25 protein-coding genes and 1 pseudogene are annotated in these 25,145 nt (G+C 34.5%); 17 read left to right on the top strand and 9 right to left on the bottom strand.

Annotation, left to right across the window (positions count from 1 at the left end; all coding sequences use genetic code 11):
• Positions 1-54 precede the first annotated feature (54 nt).
• Genes abc-f through MVY38_RS02490 form a run of 3 tightly spaced genes read left to right on the top strand, consistent with a single transcriptional unit; the run spans position 55 to position 2,847 of the window.
• Complete coding sequence (abc-f, locus tag MVY38_RS02480; RefSeq protein WP_297483246.1) at positions 55-1,998, top strand: ribosomal protection-like ABC-F family protein; 1,944 nt, start codon at positions 55-57, stop codon at positions 1,996-1,998.
• Positions 1,991-2,488 carry a preQ(1) synthase gene (gene queF, locus MVY38_RS02485; RefSeq protein ID WP_297483249.1) on the top strand — a complete coding sequence of 166 codons (498 nt, stop codon included), beginning with the start codon at positions 1,991-1,993 and terminating at the stop codon, positions 2,486-2,488. The genes abc-f and queF overlap by 8 nt, the downstream gene beginning before the upstream one ends.
• Positions 2,488-2,847 carry a hypothetical protein gene (locus tag MVY38_RS02490; protein WP_297483251.1) on the top strand — a complete coding sequence of 120 codons (360 nt, stop codon included), beginning with the start codon at positions 2,488-2,490 and terminating at the stop codon, positions 2,845-2,847. Before queF ends, MVY38_RS02490 begins: the two co-directional genes overlap by 1 nt.
• A gap of 7 nt (positions 2,848-2,854) precedes the next feature.
• Here MVY38_RS02490 and MVY38_RS02495 read toward each other — a convergent pair whose 3' ends face one another.
• The gene (locus tag MVY38_RS02495) at positions 2,855-4,204 is read right to left on the bottom strand and encodes a class II 3-deoxy-7-phosphoheptulonate synthase (RefSeq protein ID WP_297483254.1); all 1,350 of its coding nucleotides are present in this window, start codon (positions 4,202-4,204) and stop codon (positions 2,855-2,857) included.
• A gap of 142 nt (positions 4,205-4,346) precedes the next feature.
• Here MVY38_RS02495 and MVY38_RS02500 point away from each other — a divergent pair, with 142 nt between their 5' ends.
• Genes MVY38_RS02500 through lysS form a run of 4 tightly spaced genes read left to right on the top strand, consistent with a single transcriptional unit; the run spans position 4,347 to position 8,010 of the window.
• Positions 4,347-5,270, top strand: coding sequence for a GGDEF domain-containing protein (locus tag MVY38_RS02500; protein WP_297483257.1), 924 nt, complete (start codon positions 4,347-4,349; stop codon positions 5,268-5,270).
• A complete protein-coding gene (locus MVY38_RS02505) occupies positions 5,260-5,985 on the top strand; it encodes a CvpA family protein (protein ID WP_297483260.1) in 726 nt (241 codons plus the stop codon). The genes MVY38_RS02500 and MVY38_RS02505 overlap by 11 nt, the downstream gene beginning before the upstream one ends.
• A gap of 1 nt (position 5,986) precedes the next feature.
• Complete coding sequence (locus MVY38_RS02510; RefSeq protein ID WP_297483263.1) at positions 5,987-6,466, top strand: Fur family transcriptional regulator; 480 nt, start codon at positions 5,987-5,989, stop codon at positions 6,464-6,466.
• A 23-nt stretch (positions 6,467-6,489) separates the two neighbouring features.
• The gene (lysS, locus tag MVY38_RS02515; RefSeq protein WP_297483266.1) at positions 6,490-8,010 is read left to right on the top strand and encodes a lysine--tRNA ligase; all 1,521 of its coding nucleotides are present in this window, start codon (positions 6,490-6,492) and stop codon (positions 8,008-8,010) included.
• 13 nt (positions 8,011-8,023) lie between these two features.
• On the opposite strand, the gene MVY38_RS02520 is transcribed toward lysS, so the two are convergent.
• Positions 8,024-8,680, bottom strand: coding sequence for a ferritin family protein (locus MVY38_RS02520; RefSeq protein ID WP_297483269.1), 657 nt, complete (start codon positions 8,678-8,680; stop codon positions 8,024-8,026).
• 164 nt (positions 8,681-8,844) lie between these two features.
• Between MVY38_RS02520 and MVY38_RS02525 the strand changes: the two genes are divergently transcribed.
• From MVY38_RS02525 to MVY38_RS02545, 5 genes are all read left to right on the top strand, one after another.
• On the top strand, positions 8,845-10,092 hold the full coding sequence (locus tag MVY38_RS02525; RefSeq protein WP_297483274.1) for a serine hydroxymethyltransferase: 1,248 nt from the start codon (positions 8,845-8,847) through the stop codon (positions 10,090-10,092).
• Between the two features lie 9 nt (positions 10,093-10,101).
• Complete coding sequence (locus MVY38_RS02530) at positions 10,102-10,644, top strand: DUF1882 domain-containing protein (protein WP_297483277.1); 543 nt, start codon at positions 10,102-10,104, stop codon at positions 10,642-10,644.
• A 341-nt stretch (positions 10,645-10,985) separates the two neighbouring features.
• Positions 10,986-11,663 carry an SPOR domain-containing protein gene (locus tag MVY38_RS02535; RefSeq protein ID WP_297483280.1) on the top strand — a complete coding sequence of 226 codons (678 nt, stop codon included), beginning with the start codon at positions 10,986-10,988 and terminating at the stop codon, positions 11,661-11,663.
• A 20-nt stretch (positions 11,664-11,683) separates the two neighbouring features.
• Positions 11,684-13,093 carry an anthranilate synthase component I family protein gene (locus tag MVY38_RS02540; RefSeq protein ID WP_297483283.1) on the top strand — a complete coding sequence of 470 codons (1,410 nt, stop codon included), beginning with the start codon at positions 11,684-11,686 and terminating at the stop codon, positions 13,091-13,093.
• The gene (locus tag MVY38_RS02545; protein WP_297483286.1) at positions 13,093-13,884 is read left to right on the top strand and encodes a shikimate dehydrogenase; all 792 of its coding nucleotides are present in this window, start codon (positions 13,093-13,095) and stop codon (positions 13,882-13,884) included. Before MVY38_RS02540 ends, MVY38_RS02545 begins: the two co-directional genes overlap by 1 nt.
• On the opposite strand, the gene MVY38_RS02550 is transcribed toward MVY38_RS02545, so the two are convergent.
• Genes MVY38_RS02550 through MVY38_RS02560 form a run of 3 tightly spaced genes read right to left on the bottom strand, consistent with a single transcriptional unit; the run spans position 13,881 to position 16,460 of the window.
• Positions 13,881-14,798 (bottom strand): phospholipase A, encoded by a 918-nt coding sequence (locus tag MVY38_RS02550; RefSeq protein WP_297483288.1) that lies wholly within the window; start codon positions 14,796-14,798, stop codon positions 13,881-13,883. The two genes, MVY38_RS02545 and MVY38_RS02550, sit on opposite strands and share 4 nt — an antisense overlap.
• Entirely contained in the window at positions 14,795-15,364 is a 570-nt protein-coding gene (gene recR / locus MVY38_RS02555; protein ID WP_297483291.1) for a recombination mediator RecR, read from the bottom strand. The genes MVY38_RS02550 and recR overlap by 4 nt, the downstream gene beginning before the upstream one ends.
• Complete coding sequence (locus tag MVY38_RS02560; RefSeq protein ID WP_297483294.1) at positions 15,357-16,460, bottom strand: murein transglycosylase A; 1,104 nt, start codon at positions 16,458-16,460, stop codon at positions 15,357-15,359. The genes recR and MVY38_RS02560 overlap by 8 nt, the downstream gene beginning before the upstream one ends.
• Positions 16,461-16,532: 72 nt before the next feature.
• On the opposite strand from MVY38_RS02560, the gene dnaJ reads away from it, so the two are divergent.
• A complete protein-coding gene (gene dnaJ, locus MVY38_RS02565) occupies positions 16,533-17,657 on the top strand; it encodes a molecular chaperone DnaJ (protein WP_297483296.1) in 1,125 nt (374 codons plus the stop codon).
• Position 17,658: 1 nt separating this feature from the next.
• Here dnaJ and MVY38_RS02570 read toward each other — a convergent pair whose 3' ends face one another.
• Positions 17,659-18,954, bottom strand: coding sequence for an adenosylmethionine--8-amino-7-oxononanoate transaminase (locus tag MVY38_RS02570; RefSeq protein WP_297483299.1), 1,296 nt, complete (start codon positions 18,952-18,954; stop codon positions 17,659-17,661).
• Between the two features lie 92 nt (positions 18,955-19,046).
• Between MVY38_RS02570 and MVY38_RS02575 the strand changes: the two genes are divergently transcribed.
• The 4 genes from MVY38_RS02575 to MVY38_RS02590 are packed head-to-tail and all read left to right on the top strand — an operon-like array spanning position 19,047 to position 23,313.
• Positions 19,047-20,513 (top strand): peptidylprolyl isomerase, encoded by a 1,467-nt coding sequence (locus tag MVY38_RS02575; RefSeq protein WP_297483302.1) that lies wholly within the window; start codon positions 19,047-19,049, stop codon positions 20,511-20,513.
• Between the two features lies 1 nt (position 20,514).
• Positions 20,515-21,876 (top strand): cell division protein FtsA, encoded by a 1,362-nt coding sequence (gene ftsA / locus MVY38_RS02580; protein WP_297483305.1) that lies wholly within the window; start codon positions 20,515-20,517, stop codon positions 21,874-21,876.
• A 12-nt stretch (positions 21,877-21,888) separates the two neighbouring features.
• Positions 21,889-23,007 (top strand): cell division protein FtsZ, encoded by a 1,119-nt coding sequence (gene ftsZ / locus MVY38_RS02585; protein ID WP_297433409.1) that lies wholly within the window; start codon positions 21,889-21,891, stop codon positions 23,005-23,007.
• Positions 23,008-23,034: 27 nt separating this feature from the next.
• Positions 23,035-23,313: a J domain-containing protein gene (locus tag MVY38_RS02590; RefSeq protein WP_297483308.1), complete on the top strand. Its 279-nt coding sequence runs from the start codon at positions 23,035-23,037 to the stop codon at positions 23,311-23,313.
• Here MVY38_RS02590 and MVY38_RS02595 read toward each other — a convergent pair.
• The 3 genes and pseudogenes from MVY38_RS02595 to MVY38_RS02605 form a co-directional block, all read right to left on the bottom strand.
• Entirely contained in the window at positions 23,310-24,269 is a 960-nt protein-coding gene (locus tag MVY38_RS02595; RefSeq protein ID WP_297483311.1) for a hypothetical protein, read from the bottom strand. The genes MVY38_RS02590 and MVY38_RS02595 overlap by 4 nt on opposite strands.
• Positions 24,260-24,916 carry an ABC transporter ATP-binding protein gene (locus tag MVY38_RS02600; protein ID WP_297483314.1) on the bottom strand — a complete coding sequence of 219 codons (657 nt, stop codon included), beginning with the start codon at positions 24,914-24,916 and terminating at the stop codon, positions 24,260-24,262. Before MVY38_RS02600 ends, MVY38_RS02595 begins: the two co-directional genes overlap by 10 nt.
• A pseudogene (locus MVY38_RS02605) lies at positions 24,913-25,145 on the bottom strand (ABC transporter permease); the annotation flags it as partial. The gene MVY38_RS02600 and the pseudogene MVY38_RS02605, both read right to left, overlap by 4 nt.

Raw genomic sequence — 25,145 nt, forward strand, 5'->3', positions numbered from 1 at the left:
AGGACAATATTTATAAAAAAGTTTATCCTAACCTCACAATGGGTATTATTCCAAATGGCATTAATTGATTTACAAAAAGTTTCAAAACACTATTCGGCACAAAAAATTCTTACTGAAGTTGATTTTCATGTAGATGAGGGTGAACGCATCGTTATTATTGGTAAAAATGGTAGCGGTAAATCAACTCTTATGAAAATTGTCAATGGCACACTCGATTTAGATGGCGGCAGACGCATCACTAAAAATGATTTAGAAGTTAAAATGCTTGATCAGCGTCCAGAATTTGAAGAAGGACACACAGTTCGTCAAGCTGTCGAAGCGGGACTCAAAGAGCTAAACGCAGCTAAAGAGCGCTATAATGAACTCTCTTTACTTTTAGCGCAAGATTTTGAAAACAAGATTTTACTTGATGAGCATGAACAACTCTCTCGCTACATAGAACACCATAAAGCTTGGAATCTTGATGATAAGATAGAACGCATTATTCAACATTTTGATCTGAAAAAGTATGAAGAGAAACCCATTGCACTTCTAAGTGGAGGAGAACAACGCCGTGTTGCCCTTGCCTCTTTACTTTTACAAAAACCAGATATTTTACTTCTTGATGAACCAACCAATCACCTTGATGTTTATATGGTTGAGTTTCTTGAAGAACTTCTTTTAAAAGAGAAATTCACTCTTGTTTTTATCTCTCATGATAGATACTTTATAGACAGAATTGCTACTAAAAGCATTGAAGTTGATGATTGTACACTCCATGAATATAGTGGAGGATATTCCAGCTATCTTACACAAAAAGAGGAGTACTTAAGAACGCTGCAAAAACAACATGATAATCTCTTAGGAGTTCTCAAAAGAGAAAATGAGTGGTTTGCCCGTGGTGTTCGAGCAAGACTTAAACGCAACGAGGGCAGAAAAGAGCGTCTTATGCAACTGCGTGATGCAGCAAAAACAAACCCAGCAAAAATAAGAAAAATGTCCGTAGAGCTCCAAAGAGAAGCGAAACATTTTAACAGAGATAAAAGCGTAAACAGACAAAAGATGCTTTTTGAAGTAGAAGATTTAGCTCTTACACTTGGAAGTAAAGAGTTACTTCATGATTTTTCAACACGAATATTACAAAAAGATGTCATTGCTATTGTTGGCCCAAATGGAAGTGGAAAATCAACTCTACTAAAAGCACTTTTAGGAAGATTAGACCCAACTAAAGGCATCATCAAACGCGGTGAATTTAAAGTCGGCTACTTTGATCAACATCGTGAAATGCTTAATGATGATAAGAACCTTATAGAGACTTTTTGTCCACATGGAGGGGACCGTGTTAATGTACGAGGAAGTGACCTTCATGTCTATGGATACCTAAAAAACTTTCTCTTTCCACGAGAATTTTTAGATAAAAAGATTGGCGTACTAAGTGGTGGAGAGAAAAACCGTGTAGCTTTAGCCCTCCTCTTTACACAAGATGTAGATATACTTATACTTGATGAACCTACCAATGACCTTGATATTCCTACTATCAATATTTTAGAAGAACAGCTGACAAACTTTGCAGGAGCCGTAATCATAGTCTCTCACGATAGATACTTTGTTGATAAAATTGCTAAAAAACTCTTTATATTTAAAGCAGATAAAACCATAGAAGAATCACACCAACTCTACTCTGAGTACCTTGAACTAGAAAAAGAGTTACAAGAGCTTGATAGTATGGAAAAAGAGGCGACACAAGAGAAGCCAAAAGAGCAAAAAAGAGAAAAAGAGAAAAAACTTAAACTCACTTTTAAAGAGAAAATGGCACTTGAAAAACTCCCTGAAGAAATAGATGCACTTGAAGAGGAGATAGAGAAGATGAATATTTGCCTTACAAATCCAGCATGCTATGAGGAGAGAGGTATTACAGCCCTTGCAGGAGAGCTTGCAAGCCTTGAAACAGAGTATGAAGAAAAAGTTGAAGAGCTTTTAACAATCCAAGAAAAAGAGGAAGAGATAGAGAATGGATGAAAAAACATACAAAGCTAAAAGAGCCTCTGAAGTAACACAACTCGGTAGCAAACAAACACAATACAAATACGAATACGACCCAACTCTGCTTGAAACATTTGAAAATGTTCACCCTCAAATGGATTACTGGGTAACACTTAATGCCGATGAGTTCACTTCACTCTGTCCTAAAACAAATCAACCCGATTTTGGTACGCTCATTATCAACTATATTCCAGATATTCAAATGGTTGAGAGCAAATCGCTCAAACTCTATCTCTTTAGCTTTATGAATAGTGGAGAGTTTCATGAAGATGTTGTCAATAAAATTGGAAAAGATTTAGTAAAACTGATGGAACCAAAATATCTTGAAGTTATTGGACTCTTTTATCCACGAGGCAACATTAGCATACATCCTGCGTTTAGCTACTCTAATGAAGAGGAAAAGTATAAGGACATAGAAAAGTATAGATTTTTAAACCGTAATCTCAACCCTCAAAGGATAGGCTAGTGCAACTTCAAAAAGTAGATATAGTAAAAAATACAAAACTTCAATACCTCTCTCATGAGTTACTCTTTCTTGCAAAGAGTGGACAACCTTATCGTGGTAGTGTCTATGTTAATTTTATGAGTTTAGGGGAAACTTTTAATCTTTTAGACTTTAAAAAATATATTACTTCACTTCGAGATAAAAAACTAAACGCAGAAGATATTGCTTATGAGATATTTTCAACTATTACAAAAAATATTGAGACGCAAAATTTAGGAATTGTTGTAGATTTGACAGCCCGTGGAGGGATACAACAAAGAATCTGCTATGGAACAGAGTTCATCGTTGTACAAAAAGAGAATATTTTTCAAGTAAGATAAAAATATCTTACTTGTGTGCATCTTTTAAAGAGTCTGCAATTAAAAATGCAAGCTCTAGTGATTGGTCTGCGTTTAGACGAGGATCACAATGTGTATGGTAACGAGAACTTAAATCCTCTTCTCTTACTGTAAAGCTACCACCAATACACTCAGTAACATTTTTACCCGTCATCTCTAAGTGAACACCACCACCAAAAGTTCCCTCAGAACGATGCACTTGAAAGAACTGTTTCATTTCGGTTAAAACATCATCAACAGGACGAGTTTTATAACCATTTGAAGATTTAATAGTATTTCCATGCATTGGGTCACATGACCAAACAACATTTAACCCTTCTCGCTCAATAGCCCGAATAAGCTGTGGCATATGCTCACCAACTTTGTTTGCACCCATTCTTACAATGATATTTAAGCATCCTGCTTCATTATCAGGATTTACAGCTTGAGCCAATCTTACTAAATCTTCAGGATCCATAGATGGTCCAGCTTTAATTCCAATAGGATTTTTAATTCCTCTCATATACTCAACATGAGCACCATCAAGTTGACGTGTTCTATCCCCTATCCAAACCATATGTGCTGCTACATTGTACCAATCACCAGTAATAGAATCTTTACGAGTAAATGCCTCTTCATATGGAAGTAAAAGTGCTTCATGTGAAGTAAAGAAGTCTGTCTCACGAAGTGTTCTGTATGTTTTTGAAGTCACACCACACGCTTCCATAAATTTTAAAGATTTTTCAATATCTTCAGCAATAGCTTCATATTTTTCACCTATTTCACTTTTATGAGCAAAATCAAGATTCCACTTACTTACTTTATGTAAATCAGCCAAACCACCCGATGCAAAAGCACGGAGCAAATTTTGTGTTGCAGTCGCTTGATTATACGCTCTTATCATGCGTTCAGGATCAGGAACACGCGCCTTTTCATTGAAGTCTATACCGTTAATAATATCACCACGGTAAGAGTCAAGTGTTATGCCATCTAAGGTCTCTGTGTTTGATGAACGAGGCTTTGCAAACTGACCGCCAAGGCGCCCTACTTTCACAACAGGAAGTCCACCAGCATAGGTCATGACAACTGCCATCTGCATCAATGCTTTAAAAGTATCACGAATGTTATCCGCATGAAACTCTGAAAAGCTCTCAGCACAATCCCCACCTTGCAGTAAAAAAGCCTTCCCTTGTGCAACATTTGCAAGTTGTTCTTTTAAAGAACGGGCTTCTCCAGCAAACACTAATGGTGGATAGTTTCTCAATTCTGAAAGAACTGACTCCAATTTTACCTGATCAGGATAAGTTGGTTGTTGTAATATTGGTTTTTCTTTCCAGCTAGATGGACTCCAAGTACTCATTGTAGAACCTTATTAAATTATATTTTTGTTATTTTAGCTAAAATATCACTCAGAAAAGCTTTTTTTATGCTTAAAAATGTATAATTGCGTAAATTCATGCTATTACTTTTGACGGCTTTTGCCAAAAGTTATTTGGAGACATATGAACAAAGATGATTTAAAATCTTTAGTAACTCAAATTTATAACGATATTTTACACAATATTGACACTCATAATGAGACTACAAAAGAAGAGGTAGCAGATGCACTCAAACATGCTTCAGATACGCTACTCACAATATCTAATTCACAAGTAGATTCTGTAGACCAAGCAAAAGCAATTCTTGCGAATTCCTATAAAGAGCTTGCAGAAAAATCATTATCATCTTATAAAAGCACTAATGACTCGTTTGAAAAGATTACAAAAGAACATCAGGAGACATTGAGTCAACATCAAAATGAGTTAATAGATTATCCATCTATTAAAAATAAATTTGATGCATTACAAAATAATATGTCTGATGAAGTAAAAAAAGCAAATGAACTTATAACAAAACTTTCAAAAGAGGTTAGAGAGTTAGAAAAAAATTCTAATTTAGATCCACTAACAAAAGTTTTCAATAAAGGTGCCTTAGATAAATACTTGGCAAAAATATGTAATAAAGGTTATATAAAGCATGAACTACACCTGCTTATATTAGATGTAGATGACTTTAAACAGGTAAATGATTTACATGGTCATTTAGCTGGGGATAAGGTACTTATTTATCTTACAAAATTACTACGCAACACACTCCGAGATGGAGATAAACTATTTCGTTTTGGTGGTGAAGAGTTTGTAATAATCCTTAACAGAGTAGAAGAGAAATCTTGCCTTGAAATTACACAGCGTATTTTAAATTTAGTACGCTCAAACCGTTTGATTTATAAAGGTAAGTCACTATCTATAACGATAAGCATAGGGGCAACTTCTTATCAAGACGGAGATACTCCTACTACACTTATAGAAAGAGCCGACAGAGCGCTTTATGTATCAAAAAACTCTGGAAAAAATCAAATGAATGTGGAGATGAAAAATGGAATTTAATTATTTTGACCTTATTGCATCAGTAATAATATTGTTACTTGGGCTAAAAGGGATACTTAACGGTTTATTTAAAGAAGCATTTGGGCTTATTGGCATAATCGGAGGTCTCTTTGTCGCTTCTCGCGTGGGAGATAAGGTGGGAACATATTTAAATGATCACATATTTAACTTTTCTAATGCCTCAGCAATAAGCTTTACAGGCTTTTTATTTACATTAGCAGTTTTTTGGCTAGCTATGATAGCAATTGGATTTGCTTTTAAAAAGTTAAGTTCTCTTAGTGGTCTCGGTCTAGTTGATAAAATCCTCGGATTTGTCTTTGCTGCAGGTAAATTTTTTCTTATTGCTGCCGTTATTGCATTTGCCATATATAATGTTAAAGCCCTTAGAACTACTATTGATTCTGCTATGAAAGGAAGTGTTCTTTTTCCTGTACTAGTTGAGACTGGTGGATATATCATGAAAATCGACCCGACTGAAGTTAGTAATGAAATTAATACAAGCATAGATAAAACGACTCAGAAAGTTAGAGAAAACATTCAAGAAAACATTCAAGAAAATGTGCAAGAACAAGTGAAAAAAGTAGTCAATAGCGCTAAAGAGCAGATGCAACAATCCGAACCAGAAGCGGAATCAGAAGCAAAAGCGGAACCAGAAACAAAAGTAAAACAAGAATTAGAACCAGAACAAGAATCAGAAAAAACTACAGAGAAGTAAGATGCCAAACATTACAACTGACTTTAATGACAGAACCATTAAATATGAGCAGCTTTTAGAAAATTTCAAAAGACTGCTTAAGGCTAATAGTCTGAAATTTACTATACAGCGCGAAGTTATTTTAGAAACACTCTATAATTCGGATGAACATCTCACTCCAGAGTCTTTGCACCATCTTATACAAGAAAAGTATCCGGAATTAAAAACTGGAATTGCTACCGTGTATAGAACCCTCTCTTTACTTGAGGATTCAAATGTCGTCACTTCTCTCTCTTTTGGTGCACAAGGAAAAAAATATGAACTTGGTGCAAAAGAGCATCATGACCATCTAATATGTACTGAATGTGGCGAGATTACAGAGTTTGTAGATGAAGAAATAGAAAAACGCCAACATGCCATTACCGATGAACTTGGTTTTAAAATGAAAGACCATTCTATGCAGATATATGGTATCTGCAAAAAATGTCAAGAAACAAAATAGATAATTATAAAAAGGAAAATTGATTGTTTAGTAATAAATTTATACAACAAAGAATTGAGAAAGCAAATGTACTAAGAGAAGCAGGAATAAACCCTTACTCAAACCAGTCTCAAAGAAATACAACTATAGAAAAATTTTTAAATGTAAACGCAGATATTGAGCAAAAAGAAGATAAGCGAGATGCAACACGCCTCTATGTTGTTAGTGGGCGTATAAAATTTCTTCGCATTATGGGAAAAGCAAGTTTTGTTAAGATAGAAGATGAGAGTGGAATGCTACAACTTTATGTAGCAAGAGACAATCTTGCTGAAGGTTTTTACAATACTATTTTCAAAAAAAATATTGAAGTGGGAGATATTATAGAAGTGCATGGCTACCCTTTTGTTACAGGTCAAGGAGAACTTTCTCTTCATGCTGATGATTTAAAGATTCTGACAAAAGCAATTAGTCCACTTCCTGAAAAATTTCATGGTATTACAGATAAAGAGGTTCGATACAGAAAACGCTACCTTGATTTAATTATGAATACAGAAGTGAGAAAAACTTTTCAAACTCGTTCTCGTGTTATTTCTCTTACAAGAAGATTTTTTGAAGATAAAGGATTTTTAGAAGTAGAAACTCCAATGATGCACCCAATAGCAGGTGGAGCAAATGCAAAACCATTTGTTACACACCATAATGCACTTGATGTAGATAGATACCTAAGAATTGCTCCAGAACTTTACCTAAAACGACTTATAGTTGGTGGTTTTGAGGCTGTTTTTGAAATAAATAGAAACTTTAGAAATGAAGGAATGGATGCAACACATAACCCTGAATTCACCTCTATAGAATTTTATTGGGCATATAAAACATACAAAGATTTAATAGAAATTACAAAAGAGTATTTCCAATATCTCTTTGAACATTTAAAACTACCAACACTCTTGCCTTATGGAGATTTAAAAGTTAATTTTAACAATTTTCAAGAGATTCCACTTATTGAATCACTTACTCTTATTGGTGGAGTACCATCTGATATAGTAAACAATAAAGCAAAAATCATTGCATATTTAAAAGAGAATAATCTTGATGTTAATGAGAAAATGAATCTAGGACAACTTCAAGGTGAACTCTTTGATGAATTTGTAGAGGAAAAACTCATTGACCCTACTTTTATAACAGAGTATCCAGTTGAAATTTCACCACTTGCAAGAAGAAGTGATACGAATCCAGAAATTACTGAAAGATTTGAACTTTTTATTGCAGGGCGTGAGATTGCAAATGCTTTTTCAGAGCTTAATGATCCACTTGACCAACTAGAGCGCTTTGAGGGACAGATGGCTGCCAAAGATTGTGGTGATGATGAAGCACATGAAATGGACAGTGACTTCGTTGAAGCATTAAGCTATGGTATGGCTCCAACAGCTGGACAAGGAATCGGAATCGACAGACTTGTTATGCTTCTTACAAATGAGCATAGTATCCGTGATGTATTACTTTTCCCTGCTATGAAACCTCTAAATGGTGATATATGTGAAGAGGCTTCCCAAGAAGAAGAGTAGAAGAAATTCTACTCTATTTCGTCTCAACTAAACGAGACTGATACTCTTTTGGATGTTTACACACAGGGCATTTTTCAGGAGCTTTTTTCCCATAATGAATATGTCCGCATACTTCACAAATCCACGCTTCTTCTTCATCACTCTCAAACTCATGATCGGCATTCAATCGTTCTAAAAGCATTCTATACATTTTCTCATGTTCTACTTCTACTTTTCCAATAGCACTAAAGAGTCTTGCAGCTTCCTTATCACCCTCTGCTTTCGCAACCGCAGCAAAATCAGGATACATACTAGAATTTTCGTAATGTTCACCATTAATAGCATCTTGTAAGTTTTCAGCAGTTGTGCCAAAATTATTTTCTCTCTCAAACTTCATTCTATTATGCAGTGCTAATTCAAGTTTTGCATGCTCTTTTTCATTATTTGCTGCTCTTTGAAAATGTGCTGCTATATCTCTATACCCCTCTTTTTGAGCTGCTTTTGCATAATACTCATATCTATTTCTTGCTTGAGATTCTCCTGCAAATGCTTTCATAAGGTTCACTAAAGTAAGTGATTTTGTGACCATTTCCATAGCCTCACCACAACAATGAAGCTCTCCTCCACCCACACTTTGCACTTCCACTATATTACCACATTTGTTACATCTATATGTTTCATATTGTCTCATGTTTTATCCTTTTTTGACGATGAATTAATGTATTATTACATAGATAGACTTAAAGGAAAATTATTTTCTTTTACTTAGTCTAGACTGCTGATAGTATTCAGAACTTTATTATTATATTTTTAGTACAATGAGCATATTTTAATTTTTACAAGGAATTTACCCCTATGAGTTTTTTAAAAGAGTTTGACGAAGAAGTATTTAACTTATGCGAAAAAGAGCTAGAGAGACAAACTGACCATTTAGAGATGATTGCATCTGAAAATTTTACACTTCCTGCAGTTATGGAAGCTATGGGCTCTGTTTTTACAAACAAATATGCCGAAGGATACCCTGCTAAACGCTACTACGGCGGATGTGAGTATGCAGATGGTGTAGAACAATTAGCAATTGACAGAGCATGTGAACTTTTTGGTTGTAAATATGCAAATGTACAACCACACTCAGGTTCTCAGGCAAATGGTGCCGTCTATGCAGCACTTATTAAAGCTGGTGATAAACTTCTAGGTATGGATTTAAGCCATGGTGGGCATCTTACTCATGGTTCAAAACCATCATTTTCTGGTAAAAACTACAGCTCATTTACTTATGGTGTTGAGCTTGATGGTCGCATCAACTACGACAGAGTTTTAGACATTGCTAAGATTGTACAACCAAAAATCATCGTTTGTGGTGCTTCTGCGTATGCACGAGAGATTGACTTTAAACGCTTTCGTGAAATAGCTGATGAAGTTGGTGCTATTCTTTTTGCTGACATTGCACACATTGCTGGTCTTGTTGCTGCTGGTGAACACCCTAGTCCATTCCCTTATGCACATGTTGTTACAACAACTACTCATAAAACTCTTGCAGGTCCTCGTGGTGGTATGATTATGACAAATGATGAAGATATTGCAAAAAAAATCAACTCTGCAATTTTCCCTGCCCTTCAAGGTGGACCACTTGTTCATGTAATTGCAGCAAAAGCAGTTGGATTTAAACATAATCTTAGCCCTGAATGGAAAGAGTATGCGAAACAGGTAAAAGTAAACGCAGCGATTCTTGCAGATGTGCTTATGAAAAGAGGATACAATGTAGTCTCCGATGGAACAGACAATCATCTTGTACTTGTAAGCTTTGTTGGTAAAGAGATCTCAGGAAAAGAGGCTGATGCAGCTCTTGGAAACGCAGGTATAACAGTAAATAAAAACACTGTTCCAGGTGAGACAAGAAGTCCATTTGTTACTTCTGGTATTCGCGTTGGTTCTCCTGCACTTACTTCTCGAGGAATGAAAGAGAAAGAGTTTGAACTCATTGCAAACAAAATGGCTGATGTTTTAGATGACATTACCAACACAGAGTTACAGGCACAAATCAAAGAAGAACTAAAAGAACTTGCACAAAACTTTGTAATTTATAACCAACCAACATACTAAGGTATTTTTATGACTGCCATGGATTTAAAACTTATAAAGATGGTGAGTGACCACTACTGGATCAAGCGTGATTCAGTAGTAGATAAAATCTCTTTTAAAGGGCGTACTTTTTATAATAAATTTGAAAAAGTAAATGCTCCTCTCACGCAAGCAATTATTAACAAACACATCAAAGGTGAAATCACTGTTGCACACTCTGTTGCAGACAAAAAAGGTGTAGTTGAAAATATTGTTATTGATTATAATGGAAGAGATCCTGAAAGATTTTATCATCGTGCACAACTTCTTCTTCGCGAAGAGGGTTATATCAACTTTACAGCGTATGAGACAAAGACTAAAGGGCATCTCCATCTTTATATCCATAAAGGGCATACTACGCTGCAAGAAGCTATACAACTTGGAAAGATGATAAGTATGAAACTTGCTGCTAAACAGCCAAAACAGTGGAAGATGTTTCCTAACAACGATACTCCAGAAGAGTACAACATACTGACACTCCCTTATGAGGTTTATGCAAAAGAGCGTGGAGCATCTTGGTCAAAACATATGTAAAATATATTAGACTTCTTGCAGAACTTAGATATGTTTCAGAGGAAAGAAAAAAAGATGAAATTGTGCAAAATCTTTTTTGAAGCGTAGCTACAGCTACGGTGAGAAAAAGTTTTGTGCAAGTTCGCTTTTTTTATTCCTCCCTTTGGGCAATTTATAGAGAGCTTTACTCTGCGTTAGATAACCTTCACCGTAGCTACGGCTACGCTGAAGAACATCTGCCTTAATTAAAACTCTCTATAAATTGCTGAAACATATCTAAGTTTTGCAAGAAGTCTATTTATAACTTGTAACATTGTAATATTTTTGGTATTATTGAAAAAATAAAAAATTGAGGTGAAATTATGGATGAGAAAAACGAACTGAGTGACATTGTACTAAACAAAGGTGGTTCATCGAATTCCAATAAAAAAATTATATTAGCTATTGCGACACTTGGCGTTGTGCTCATTGTAGTCGTTATGCTTATGAACTCAATAAATTCAAAAGGAACAGGTAATCTACCTCAAGCTGTTCTTCCTCCTGAACCAAAAGCACAAGTGGCAAGTGAAAATGCCCTCGATAAAGAACCTCTTTTTGAAGATGTTCCTGTAGTACAAGAGAACAAACAAGAAGATACAAATCTTGACCATATTGCAAAAAAACTCAAACAAGAGAGTGCAGCGACACAGGTAGAAAATATAGAAGAACCTGTAAAAACTACTCCAACAATACAAACTGTACAAAAAAAACAAAGAGTAGTAAAAGCTAAAGTTTTACCTAAAAAAGTTAAAAAAACTCATGAAAAAGTTGCAATACTAAAGCACGCTTATTTTGTACAGGTAGGTTCTTTTTCAAGATATAAACCAAATAAAAAGTTTTTAAATTCAATTACAAAACTAGGCTATAAATATTCTTATCATAAAATTAAAAATATCAATAAAGTATTGGTAGGTCCTTTTAAGACAAGAAAAGAGGCAAACAAAGCAAAAGCGATACTACGTTCAAAAGTTGTGCGTGGAGCATTTTTAGTTAAACTATAATTCATTACTTAAGGCAGAAATTGATACATTCTAAGCAATTTACACTAGACCAACTCGCGCCCATAGCTGTTTATTCAGAACTCAAAAAGATGTTTGAAAATGAAATCACATATCTTTTTGAAAGTGCTGGGCAAAGTGAAGGAAATTACAGTTTTATCTGCATTGGGGCAAGACAAAGACTTCAATATATAGATAACAAAACAGTATATACTGACGAAAATTCTAAAACTACAGTTATAGATGAAAACCCTTTTGAGTTTCTTAAAAAGTATTATGCGAATATAGATACTACCATTTATAAAGAAGCAACAAAAAAATTAAATGTTGGCTATGTTGATGGTTTCATAGGCTATATCGGCTATGATATGGTGAAGGTCTTTGAGCCGAAATTGCAATCATTTATGCAAAATCTCAAAGATGAGTTAAACACACCTGATTTAGATCTTATTTTACCAAAACTTATACTTGTCTATTCCCATAAAAATCATCAAATTACACTTATCTCAACACTTAGTGAATATGCAAATAAATTTCAAAGTATTGAAGAGACCCTAAAAGGTATCTATACATACAAACACAGAGTTTATAATGTTGGTAATGATAAAGGTACTTTTGCACACTCTAAAGAGAAATTTTTTGAGATGATTGACAAATCAAAAGAGATGATTAAAAGTGGTGATGTTTTTCAAATACTTATGACAAATCGCTTTACAAGGTATATTAAAGTAGATCCTTTTAGTTTTTATAGAATTTTACGCACTAAAAATCCCTCTCCATATATGTTTTTAATGGAGTATGAAGATTTTAGTATTGTAGGTTCTTCTCCTGAAGTTATGGTAAGACTTACTGAAGATGAAATTCTTTTGCGTCCAATAGCGGGGACAAGAAAAAGAGGTGATACAAAACAGAAAGATAAAGAGCTTGAAATTGAACTACTCAATGACCCCAAAGAGCTGGCAGAACATCTTATGCTTATAGACCTTGGTCGTAATGATGTTGGTCGCGTTGCAAAAACAGGCAGTGTAAAAGTTGAAGATATAATGCATATTGAGCGATTCTCTCATGTTATGCACATTGTCTCTGATGTAGTTGCACGAATAAATGAAGACAAAGATATGTTTGACCTTTTTATGGCTACTTTTACAGCAGGGACAATGACAGGTGCTCCAAAAATTCGTGCTATGGAACTCATTGCAGAGTATGAAGGAATTAAACGAGGCTTTTACAGTGGTAGTGTCGGTTACTTTGGATTTGATGGCAATATGGATAGTGCCATAACTATTAGAACAGCCATGGTAAAAGAGGACAAAGTAGTGCTTCAGGCTGGTGCGGGCATAGTGGCTGATAGTCAAAATGAACTAGAGTATCTTGAAGTAAACAATAAACTTGGAGCATTAATAAACTCTCTTGAAGATTTGGATAAAAAATAGTGCAACTTTTCTCCATATTTGGCAATCCAGTCGCACACTCTCGTAGTCCTTTAATGCACAACTCTGTTTTTAAACACCTCAACTACAAAGCGTGCTACACCCGTACACTTTTAGAGGATTCCACAAAACTAAAAGAGACTTTTTTCAAACTCAAACTCTCTGGTGCGAATGTTACTGTTCCACATAAAGAGGCTGCGTTTAGAGCGTGTGATGAAGTGAGAGGCTTTGCCAAAAAAATTGGCGTTGTCAATACTCTTATTAATGAAAATGGCAAACTTATTGGCTACAATACTGATGCAGACGGATTTTTATTTGCTATTGGTGAATTTAAGAATATCAAAAATATTTTAATTATCGGTGCAGGTGGTACGGCAAAAGCACTTGCAATCCGCTTCTTAGAAGAGAACATCAATGTCTCAGTACTCAATAGAAGTACAAAACGACTTGCATATTTCAAAAAGTTTGGCTGTAAAACAAGTTCTTGGGATGATTTTAAAATAGCATCATATGATTTGGTAGTAAACACCACAAGTGCTGGTCTTGAAGATAACTCCCTTCCTGCACCAAAAGAGCTACTTGAAGAGATTTTAAATAATACCAGATATGCAGCCGATGCAATTTATGGCAAAGTTACACCTTTTTTACAACTTGCCTCTAAACATAAACTTACGTATAAAGATGGTGCAGATATGCTCCTAGGTCAAGGTGTTCTTGCAAATAAACTCTTTACAAATAATACACTTAAGACAGAGCAAATTAAACTCTATATGCGAAAGAGCTTCGAGCTTTAGCGAGAGAAACTAAACCCAATAGAAAACTTTGTTAAATTACGATTGTAATCAATCAGAGACTCCCCATATCCACTAAAAAATTTTATATATAGATTCGTTTCATCTTGGAGAGGATATGAATATGTTGCTTCTAACGCTCCTCTTCGTGTCCCAAAGTTACCTCTTCCCATAAAAGTCAATATACTTTTTTTATAAAAATAGGTAAGCTTAATATTGCTATATCCTAAATAATCCATAATATCCGGGTTATCACTTAAATTATCTCCAGCTCCTAGTGGAGCCTGCAGTCTCAAATCTACAATAAGCGTATCATGCTGCATTCGTATTGTTGAATAAAAATAATTTATACTTTTAGAAAGATTATTCATTTTCCCTCCATCCACATAAACATCAGAGGTGTTTGGTTGACCATTAGACATATGCGCGAGGGCAAACTTTACTGAGCGTATTTTCATAAAATATTTATCATCATTTACAGGAAATACCACAAATCCTTCTGGATTATAATTTGTCTCTCTAAACGGTGCAGAATCTGTATATAACTGCCAAAAAGATTTATGAGAATAAGCAAGATAATAGGAGCCATGCAAACCAAAGAGATTTTTTGCTATTTTGCGTTTCAGACTCACTTGTAACTCTGCTTCTATCTTTCTATACTTGACTGGACGACCATTTGAGAGATACTTTTTATTTGAGTAACCATAAGGAAGTAAATAGTTTACCTTATATGCTTCAAGAGCAATGCCCCCAGCAAGCCACTTTTCCATACTCTCTTTAGATTCGTCATTTTTAATATGCTTTATATCAATTTTACTCTTTGTTCCATCATATTTTTTAGCAGATTCACAAAATTCATAATCATCAGCATAACTATATACAAACAACAGTAATAGTAGTAAAAAAATTCTCATCATACACTCACCCTATCCTCTAATGCTCTTGTTAAAGAGAGCAAATCAATATTTTCCAAACTTACACCCGTTGGAACACCTTGTGCAATTTTTGAAAAATTAATCTCATAAGCACTCAATTTATCTTCAATGTAGAGCATAACTGCATCATTTGAAATTGATGGAGTCAAAGCAAAGAGAACTTCTTGCACACCATTTCTAGCAATATTTTCTAAATGCTCAATACTCAACTCTTCTAAAGAGTCCAAAACAAAATACTTTCCATCAAAAAGTCCATTCTCCTCTAAAAGTAAAATGTCTTTTGCATTCTCAACTATACATAAAAAAGAGCTGTTACGAGATTCATCGGAGCAGATATGACATAATTCATCTTCACTCATTCCACCACATTCCCTACATTTCTTCAAGCTGCCTATGGCATCTTCAATAGCATGTGATATTTTCATACCAGTGTAAGTATCATTCATTATCATATAGTATGCAAGTCTTGTTGCTGATTTTTTTCCTATCGTAGGAAGCTCACCAAGAGCATCTACCAGCCTATTAAATTTTTCTAGCGAATTATTCATTCATAAATCTTTCTTCTTTTGGTAAAATTATCCACATTTTCAGAGGTGCTTTGAGTTTTCCTGCTATTTGCATTGCTTGCTCTCCACTGCCTAAAAAATAGTCTGCACGAAGAGAACCTTTTATAGCGCCCCCAACATCCTGTGCAAAAACAAATTTATCAATTTTTCTATTTTTAAAATTTGAACTTAAGTATAACATACTTCCAAGTGGAATATATTGACCATCAACTGCTACAGAACTTTTTGCTCTTAACTCTAACCCGAGAGCACCCGTTGCACCTTGACTGCGTTTAGCAAAGAAAACCATTGCTTTATTTTGGTTAAGAACAGTATCAATTTTTTTAGGATGCGCTTCTAACCAGGCTTTTATGGACTGCAAAGAGATATTGTTTGCAGATATATCCCCATGATTTATAAGATATTTTCCAATGGAGCTATATTTATATCCATTTTGATTCGCATACCCAACATAGATTGTTTTATTGTTATCCAATACAACTTTTCCAGAACCCTGCACCTCTAAAAAAAATCTATCTATTTTTGATTTGCAGTAACATATAACAGAACTATTAATATCGCTGCGTTTAATCTCTGCTCTACTATCATAAGGAACAATTTTATTTCCCTCTAATCTGCCACGAAGTCTATAGTGTTTCAGTTCTGGGTAAATAGCACTTAAATCCACATTCACCAAATCTTTTGGTGTAGCATAAAGTGGATATTTATAGACACTGCTCTTTTTCAGAGATCCTTGTAATTCTGGTTCAAAATAGCCGGTAAGCAGCCCCTCTTTTGCACCGTTTTTCTTATAAACTCTATAAACTTGAAAATTATTAAGTAAAAACTCTTTTGCATTACTACTATTTTTTGCTTCTTGACATAAAGAACTATATATCTTTTGTGCTTTAGTACTTCTGCAATTATTTATAAAATCATCTAAAACATTTTGAAAATTATTTTTTTGTAAGCCAGGAAGTTCACTAAACACAACGGGTATACCATAGGTATTTGGAAGTTTAGGTAAGGGTGTTTCTACTTGCTTTGAGCAGCCTAAAATTAGGAGTGATAAAACGAGAATTAATGTATTGCTTTTCATAAAAAGAATTATACAAAAACTCAGTGAAAAATTTGCTATAATTGCAAAAAAATTATATAGGATTTTACGACAATGGAAAACCTAAGCTATTATGAAATATTAGAAGTATCAAGTGATGCTGATAAGACTACAATTAAAAAAGCGTATAGAAAAATGGCAAAACAGTATCATCCAGATAAAAATGCTGGTGATAAAGAGGCAGAGTATAAGTTTAAACTTGTAAATGAAGCATATCAATGTCTTAGCGATGAGCAACAACGAAGTATTTATGACCGTTATGGAAAAGAGGGTCTTCAAGGAATGGGAGGTAGCTCTCGTTCATCTTCTGGTTTTGATGATTTAGGCAGTATGTTTGAAGAGATGTTTAGTGGATTTGGTGGAGGGGGCGGAAGAAGACGCCAAAACCCCGCAGATATGGATAAATACCCACTTGACATCAATGTAGATATGTATATTAATTTTAATGAAGCTATCTTTGGATGTGAAAAAGAGATAGAATTCACTTACAAAAAATCTTGTCAAAAATGTAAAGGCACCGGTGCAAAAGACGGAAAACTTTCAACCTGTTCACAATGTAAAGGTCAAGGCCAAATTTACATGAAACAGGGCTTTATGACATTTTCACAGACCTGTCCAGTTTGTAATGGAACAGGAACTGCAGCAACAGAGCCTTGTAAAACTTGTAATGGACACGGCTATGAAGAGGTAAGAGAAACAGTCAAAATCAGTGTACCAAAAGGTATTGACAGTGGTAATCGCCTAAGAGTATCAGGCAAAGGAAATATTGGCAAGAAAGGGCATCGTGGAGATTTATATGTCACTTTTGAGGTAAAACCAGACAAACATTTCATAAGAGATGACAATGATGTATACATAGAAATTCCTGTATTTTTTACGCAGGCAATCAAAGGTGATACACTTACAATTCCATCACTCACAGGTGAACTAGAACTCAAACTTGATGTTGGAACAAAAGACAAACAACGCTTTACTTTTAGAGGCGAGGGAATTGAAGATGTACATGGACATGGCAAAGGTAACCTTATTGCGGTAGTAAATATTCAGTATCCTAAAAAGCTCAATGATGAGCAACTCGAACTCTTAAATAAACTTCAAGAATCATTTGGAATAGAATCAAAACCACATGAAGGTGTTTTGGATTCCGTAATAGACAAAATGAAAAACTGGTTTAAATAGCTTAGAGGTGCTTTAGAGCCTCATAAGCACAATCCATCATTATATCTATCTCCTCTTTTGTGATAATATAAGGCGGCATAAAATAGACAATATGCCCAAGTGGTCGCAGTAAAACGCCATGTTTCAAACCGTACTTATAAACTTTTAAGCCTATTCTCTCTTGCGGTTCATACCCTTTTAATTCTACCACAGCCACCATGCCCGTTTGACGGATCTCTTTTACATTTGGAAGTTTCTCAAATTTTTGAAGTTTTTGTGCCATATAGCTAGAGAGTTCTCTATTTTTTTCTATAATATTTTCATTTTCAAAAATATCGAGTGTTGCGTTTGCAGCAGCACAAGCAAGAGCATTTCCTGTATAAGAGTGTGAATGTAAAAAGGCTTTATGTTTGTTATAATCACAATAAAATTTCGCATAAATTTCATTTGAAGTCAGTACAACAGAGAGTGGCAGATACCCTCCCGTAAGCCCTTTTGAAAGCACTAAAAAATCAGGAGAAATACCCGCTTTTTGCGATGCAAATAGCTCGCCTGTACGCCCAAATCCAACCATTACTTCATCGGCGATAAGATGCACATTATATTTTGTACAAATTTCTCGAACACGCACCAAAAAGAGAGGATGATACATATGCATATACCCTGCTCCTTGAATCAATGGTTCAAGAATTATAGCGCTTATTGCATCAGCTCTTTGCTCACATAGAGTCTCAAACGCAGCAGCTGCGTTTAGTGCAGCTTCTTCACTCATATCTTTGGGAACCTGCGTTTGAATAGTTTCAAGAAGAAGTGGTGCATAGGTATCTTTGTAAAGTTCTACATCCCCAACACTAAGCGCACCGATTGTCTCACCATGATATGAATTTTTGAGCGATACAAACAGGGGTTTTGTTATACCATCATTCAAATGTGCATGAAAACTCATCTTAAGCGCTACTTCAACAGCAGAAGAGCCATTGTCTGAATAAAAACATTTATCTAAATGTGGCGGTGTTAGCTCTACAAGTCTCTCAGAGAGTTTTACCACCTGTTCATGTGTAAATCCGGCAAGTATGACATGTTCAAGGCTCTCTAACTGCTCTTTTATCTTCTCATTTATATAACTGTTAGTGTGTCCAAACATATTTACCCACCAACTACTAATGGCATCTATATATCTATTACCCTCAAAATCTTCCAAGTAAATTCCATGTGCTTTTTTTATAGGAATAAGAGGAAGTGTTTCATGATCTTTCATTTGAGTACAAGGATGCCAAAGGACATCTAGGTCTCTATTTTTCAATTCTTCATTTTTCATAAGCAAATTATAGCTTTGTAGCGCCTCTTTATCAAGTTTTAATACGAATTTACATAGAATTACATAAATTTGATACAGAAGGTATAATTTATATGATTACGTGGATGCAAAGGCACAAAAAGTGGCTAATAATAACTATTTGGATTTCAACTATCGCTTTTATTGGTGCTGGTTTTGTAGGATGGGGGCAATATAGCTACGGAAACAAAGCTGGAGCAGTTGCAAAAGTAGGAGATATTAAAATTTCTCAAAGTCAACTTCAAAAAGCTTACTCTCGTTTATACAGCCAATATAGCCAAGCACTACAGGGTAATTTTGATGAAGAAAAAGCAAAACAATATGGACTAAAACAACAAGCACTTCAAAGTTTACTCCAACAAGCACTCATTTTAAACCTTGCTTCTTCATATGATTTACTTACAACAAATGATGAACTAATAAAAGCCTTGGAAGCACAAAAAGCTTTTCAAGAAAATGGTGTTTTCAATAAAGAAGTATACAAACAAGTACTTGCACAAAATAGACTCACACCTACAGAGTATGAAACTGAATTAAAAAAAGAGTTATTAATAGAAAAAACTCTTAAACTCCTTCCTATTGAAGTCTCAAAAAATGAGCAAAATATTCTTGCTTCAATATTTAAAATAGCAGATAAAATCAAATATAAAAAAATTACACTTAATAATATTAAAGTAAATATTACAGATGAAAAACTCAAAAAATTCTGGCAAAGCCGCAAAAATGATTTTATGAGTGATGTTATATACCAAGTAAAGTTTATAAAACAAGCTCCTGTTACAAAAGAGTATGATACGAAAAAAATAACAAACTACTACCAAGAAAATAAAACACACTATAAAGCAAAAGATGGAAAAATTCTTCTTTTAGCAAAAGCGAAAAAACAGGTTATTCAAGAATTAAATCAAAAAGCAACAAAAGAACAAGCGTTAAGAATGTATATAGCATTTAAAAAAGATAGACTAAAAGCTGATGTTACACCAACAGAAGCTACTGTTTCTAAATCTAGTAATCCTTTTACTCCCGAAGCATTAGTAAAAATATCAAAACGCTCACTTGCAGATCCATTTATGAAACCTATTAAAGTTGGTGAGAGTTACTATATATTCAAACTAACAAAAATCACACCAGCGCAAGCAAAGAGTTTTACTGCTGCAAGAAAAGAACTTCTACCAATATATATGACAGAGATGAGAAAAGCAAATATTGTGAAACTAGCTACAAATTCTTTGAAGAATTTTTCAGGTAATACCACAGGGTTTGTTACTATAAACGCAGTAGATAAACTCACAGCTTTAGATAAAGTAGAAGCAACAAACTTTTTACAAAAACTTTTTGTTAGTGATAAGAAAAAAGGTTTTATAACGCTTAATGATGGAAATGTTATTTTGTATAACATTTTGGAACAAAAAATGCTTCCTAACACTAACATTAAATTGAATGGTGAAATGCGTAAGCTAAAAAGTGCAATGTTCAATGAAGGCTTAATTAAAAAGCTTCAAAAAATGTACAAAACTGAGATATATATCAAAGGACTCTAAGTTGAGTAGAACTGTTTTAGCCATCGATATTGGCTCTACAAAAATCTGTGCAATAACTGCTGAAATAGATAACAATAATGACATCTCTATAACAGGGGCTGGAACAACAAAGGCACAAGGGCTAAAAAAAGGTAGTATTACCAATATTGAATTAGCTTCTCGCAGTATTAAAACTGCAGTAGAAGATGCCAAACGAGTTTCAGGCAGTTCTATTTCAACTGCCATTGTCTCTATATCTGGAGCTTATACAAAAAGTTTAAACTCTAACGGTATAGTAAATATACAAAGTAAAGAAATATCTCTTGAAGAGATAAAACGTGTTATGCATACATCTTTATATAATGCTAACATTCCAAATGAATATGAAGTACTTCATGCGCTTCCTTTTAATTTTAAAGTGGATGATCAAGATTACATTGAAGATCCATTGGGAATGAATGCCTCACGCTTAGAAGTTGAAACACACATCATTACAACACAAAAATCAAATCTAAATAATCTAAAAAAAGCGGTAAAAGGAGCAGGCATTGAAGTAGAGAATATTGTGCTCAATAGTTATGCTTCTGCTATTGCAACGCTTAATGAAGATGAAAGAGAGTTAGGTGCTGCTGTAATTGATATGGGTGGCAACACAAGTAACATTGCTATCTATTCAGGCAACTCAATAAGATACAATGAATATCTTGGTGTCGGTTCAAATCATGTTACAAGTGATTTGTCGATGGCACTGCATACACCGCTTAATGTTGCAGACAAGGTCAAGTTGACTTATGGTTCATTACTTACACCTAGTAATGAACTTATTGAGTTACCTATAATTGGAGATGAGAACACTACACATGAGGTTTCTCTTGAAGTTGTACACAATGTCATCTTTGCTCGTGTGGAAGAGACCCTTATGATTTTGGCACAGTTTATTGAAAATAGTGGCTTAAAAGATCAAATTGGTGCAGGGATTGTCCTGACTGGTGGTTTTTCAAAAATGGATGGTATTAGAGACTTAGCTGTTGCTACTTTTGGTTCAATACCTGTGAGGCTTGCAAAACCAATGGAGATGAATGGACTTTTCGACTCTCTTAGAGGACCGGAATTTTCTAGTGCTATTGGTCTTATTATGTATTCTGCAAATGCATATACAAGATATGAAATTGATGTAAATAAACGTGTACGCCATACAAATGAGATGCCAGTAGAACAAAGTAGTGTTGATTTTAGTAACACTCCAGATATTCCAGTTGCACCATCTGAAGAACCGAAAAAAGCAAAAATGATTAATCTGGCAGTGGAAGATGCAAAAGAGAAGAAGAGTGATGAAGCAAGTAGCTTGAACAAGTTTTGGAACTGGGCGACCCAGTTATTTTAAAGGAGTGAGATAATGGAACCATTTATAGTTGAAGAAGCACATAATCCTAACGGAGCAAGAATTATAGCAGTCGGTGTTGGCGGTGGCGGCGGTAATATGATAGGTCACATGATCAATGAGAATGTGACAGGCATTGAAATGATGCTTATCAATACTGATGCACAGGTCTTAAGTGAGACAAACGCAGCAACACGCATTCAGATAGGAGCAAAGCTCACTAAAGGTCTTGGTGCAGGAATGAAACCAGAGATTGGTAAAGATTCTGCATTGGAGAATTATGATGAGATAAGAGAAGCACTTGATGGCGCAGATATTGTATTTATCTCTGCTGGTTTAGGTGGTGGTACAGGAACAGGAGCTGCTCCAGTTGTTGCACAAATTGCAAAAGAGGTTGGTGCGCTGACTATCTCTGTCGTCACAAAACCTTTCCGCTTTGAAGGAAACAGAAGGCTCAAACTTGCTGAGAGTGGATTGGAAGAACTTAAAAAAGAGAGTGATTCTATTGTAGTTATTCCAAATGATAAACTTCTCTCTATCATAGACAGAAAACTTGGATTGAAAGAGAGTTTTAAGATTGTAGATGCAATTTTAGCACAAGCTGTTAGTGGCACTTCTGGTGTTATCCTCTCAAGTGGAGATAATGACATCAACCTTGACTTTGCTGACTTACAAACTGTTATGAGTCATAAAGGTATGGCACTTATGGGTGTTGGCGAACATGAGGGAGAAAATGCTGCTTATGAAGCTATTAAAGCTGCTATTGAATCTCCACTACTTGATAATATGTCTATTAATGGCGCAATGGGTGTGTTAGTTCATTTTAGTATGCATCCAGACTTTCCAATGTTAGAGCTTGCGGATGCCATGGATGTTGTTCATGAAAGTGCGCATGATGATGCTGAAGTTATCTGGGGAACATCAACAGACACTACACTTCCTGAAAATTATGTGAAAATTACTATTGTCGCTACTGGCTTTGAAAGAGATCTTGCCACTACAAATAATGAAGACTTTGTAAGTGAAACTCCAGTAGCTCCTCGTGCAAAGGTTCGTCCACGACTTGTTGTTGGTGGAGACTTAGACAGCGACTATCTTGATATTCCAGCATATATGAGAAATCAACAAGACTAATCTTCATTGAACTCTTTTTCTAAAATTATGAAGGCCAAATCACTCCTTGGTCTTCGTGAAAAATCTTCTCTAAAAGAGATTAAAAACAGATACAAAAACCTTATGAAAAAATGGCATCCAGATAAGCACAGAGATGATATTGAAAAAGCAAATCAGATGAGTATGCAGATAAATGAAGCATATGAAACTATACTCAAATACTGCAATAATTATGAATACCCTTTTGATGAAGAAAGTGTTAAAAAAAGCACTTATACTCCAAATGAGTGGTGGAACGACAAATTTGGTACAGGTAACAATATCTAAAGAAAAACTCCATTTTTAAAATAATAAAAGAGAGGATACGCAGTTATAACAATAACATAAAGTGTGTCAAAAAATAGTGAAATCTTAAATCTTAAATCATTCTCTTTTTTACTAAACGCAATAAGCCCTAGAACAATTCCATAAAATGTCCCTGCAAAAAGAAGAGTATATAAGAAATACCCTACATAATGATAATCTTTTTGTAACATACAAAATGGACAATGATGCGTTGGTAATTCATAAATATATGTTCCAAAAAACCCAATCAAAGAGATAAGAGCAATAATCATAAACAGAAGATTAAAAATAGAATAGAAGTATCTATTTTTAGCAATATAGGCAGCAATGATAAAAAGATAAATACCATAAAAAAGAGTTAGCAAATAGAGCGGTTTCGCTCCTATAATATCTGCCATATATGTTCCACTTGTTGTAGAGTAAATAGAACCACAGCAATCAACTACACTATTTACATCAATAGAAAAGAACATACTCATCTGCAAAATAATTTCAATAAGTAGTAAAATATAGGCAAAACTAAAGATAAAAAATTTCAATTTTAAATATCTTCTATCTTCAAGCTTCATATCTTCATTATTTAAAACTATCCAGTAACCAAAAAGATATAGATTAAGTATTTTCAACATTATAAGTGGTGTACCATATTGCGTTGCGTTTACAACCCCTGCCCCACACATAGCCCCTGGTAAAACAGTAGAAATTTTATCTAAGGTAAATATAAAAAAGATAAATAGTGGAATTTTAATAGCAAAAATAAACTTTATAATTGTTGCAACAAGATAACTCTGCTTTTCAAGTTTATACTGTAGTGCCGTCGTTTCATCTGCCTTATACTGCAGTAATATCTTGACAGCAAAATAAAATGCCACAGTTGCAAAAAGTAAAAATAGAATATTTAAAATATCAAGTGTGAGTATTTCAGGTGTTAGTAACATTGTCCATCTTTTACTTCAATAATTCTATCTACAAAATCCAAATGAAAAAAGAGTGGGTCATGCGTTGCTAAAATAATTGTTTTATTTGTTGCTTTTAGCCCTCTCATAATCTCTATAAAATCCAAAGAGAGTTTTTCATCCAAATTCGCTGTTGGTTCATCTGCTAGTATAATTTTAGGATTATTTACATTTGCACGGGCTATTGCCACCCTTTGTTGTTCACCACCCGAGAGATTTTTAACCAAGCTCTCCTCTTTATGCTTGATATTAAATAGCGTTACTGTTCTTTGAAATTTCTCTTCAAGTAACTCTCTCTCTAAGTTTTCAGGAAATAGAGGCAGTACAATATTATCATGCACACTCAATGTAGAGATAAGATTGTACCTTTGAAATATAAATCCAATATTATCGCGTCTAAATTCACTACAAAAATGGTCAGGCAGTTTTGAGATTTTTTTATTATCTACTATAACCTCTCCAGATGTTGGTTTTAAAAGTCCTGCAATCAAAGAGAGAATGGTACTTTTTCCACTTCCACTCACCCCTTTTAAAACAATAAACTCACCCTCTTTAAATTGTAAATCAACACCTTTAAGTGCCTGTACTTTATCGTCATAAGTTTTTATAACATTGTGTAGTTGTATCATCGCATCACCTCATCCGCATCAATAGTAGCAACACGCCAGGAAGGAATGATTGTCGCTGCAATATAAATAGGAACAGACAAGAAGAAAAGTAAGAAGAGCGTATCATAATCCATGACAAACGGAAGTGTAATGCTCTGCATACTATTATAGGATAAAAAGATATTTTTAATAATTGGAGCATTTAAAATATAGACATAAAAGAGTGCAAATAATACACCCATCAAATAAG

The sequence above is a fragment of the Sulfurimonas sp. genome, from assembly GCF_027056685.1.
Lineage (GTDB): Bacteria > Campylobacterota > Campylobacteria > Campylobacterales > Sulfurimonadaceae > Sulfurimonas.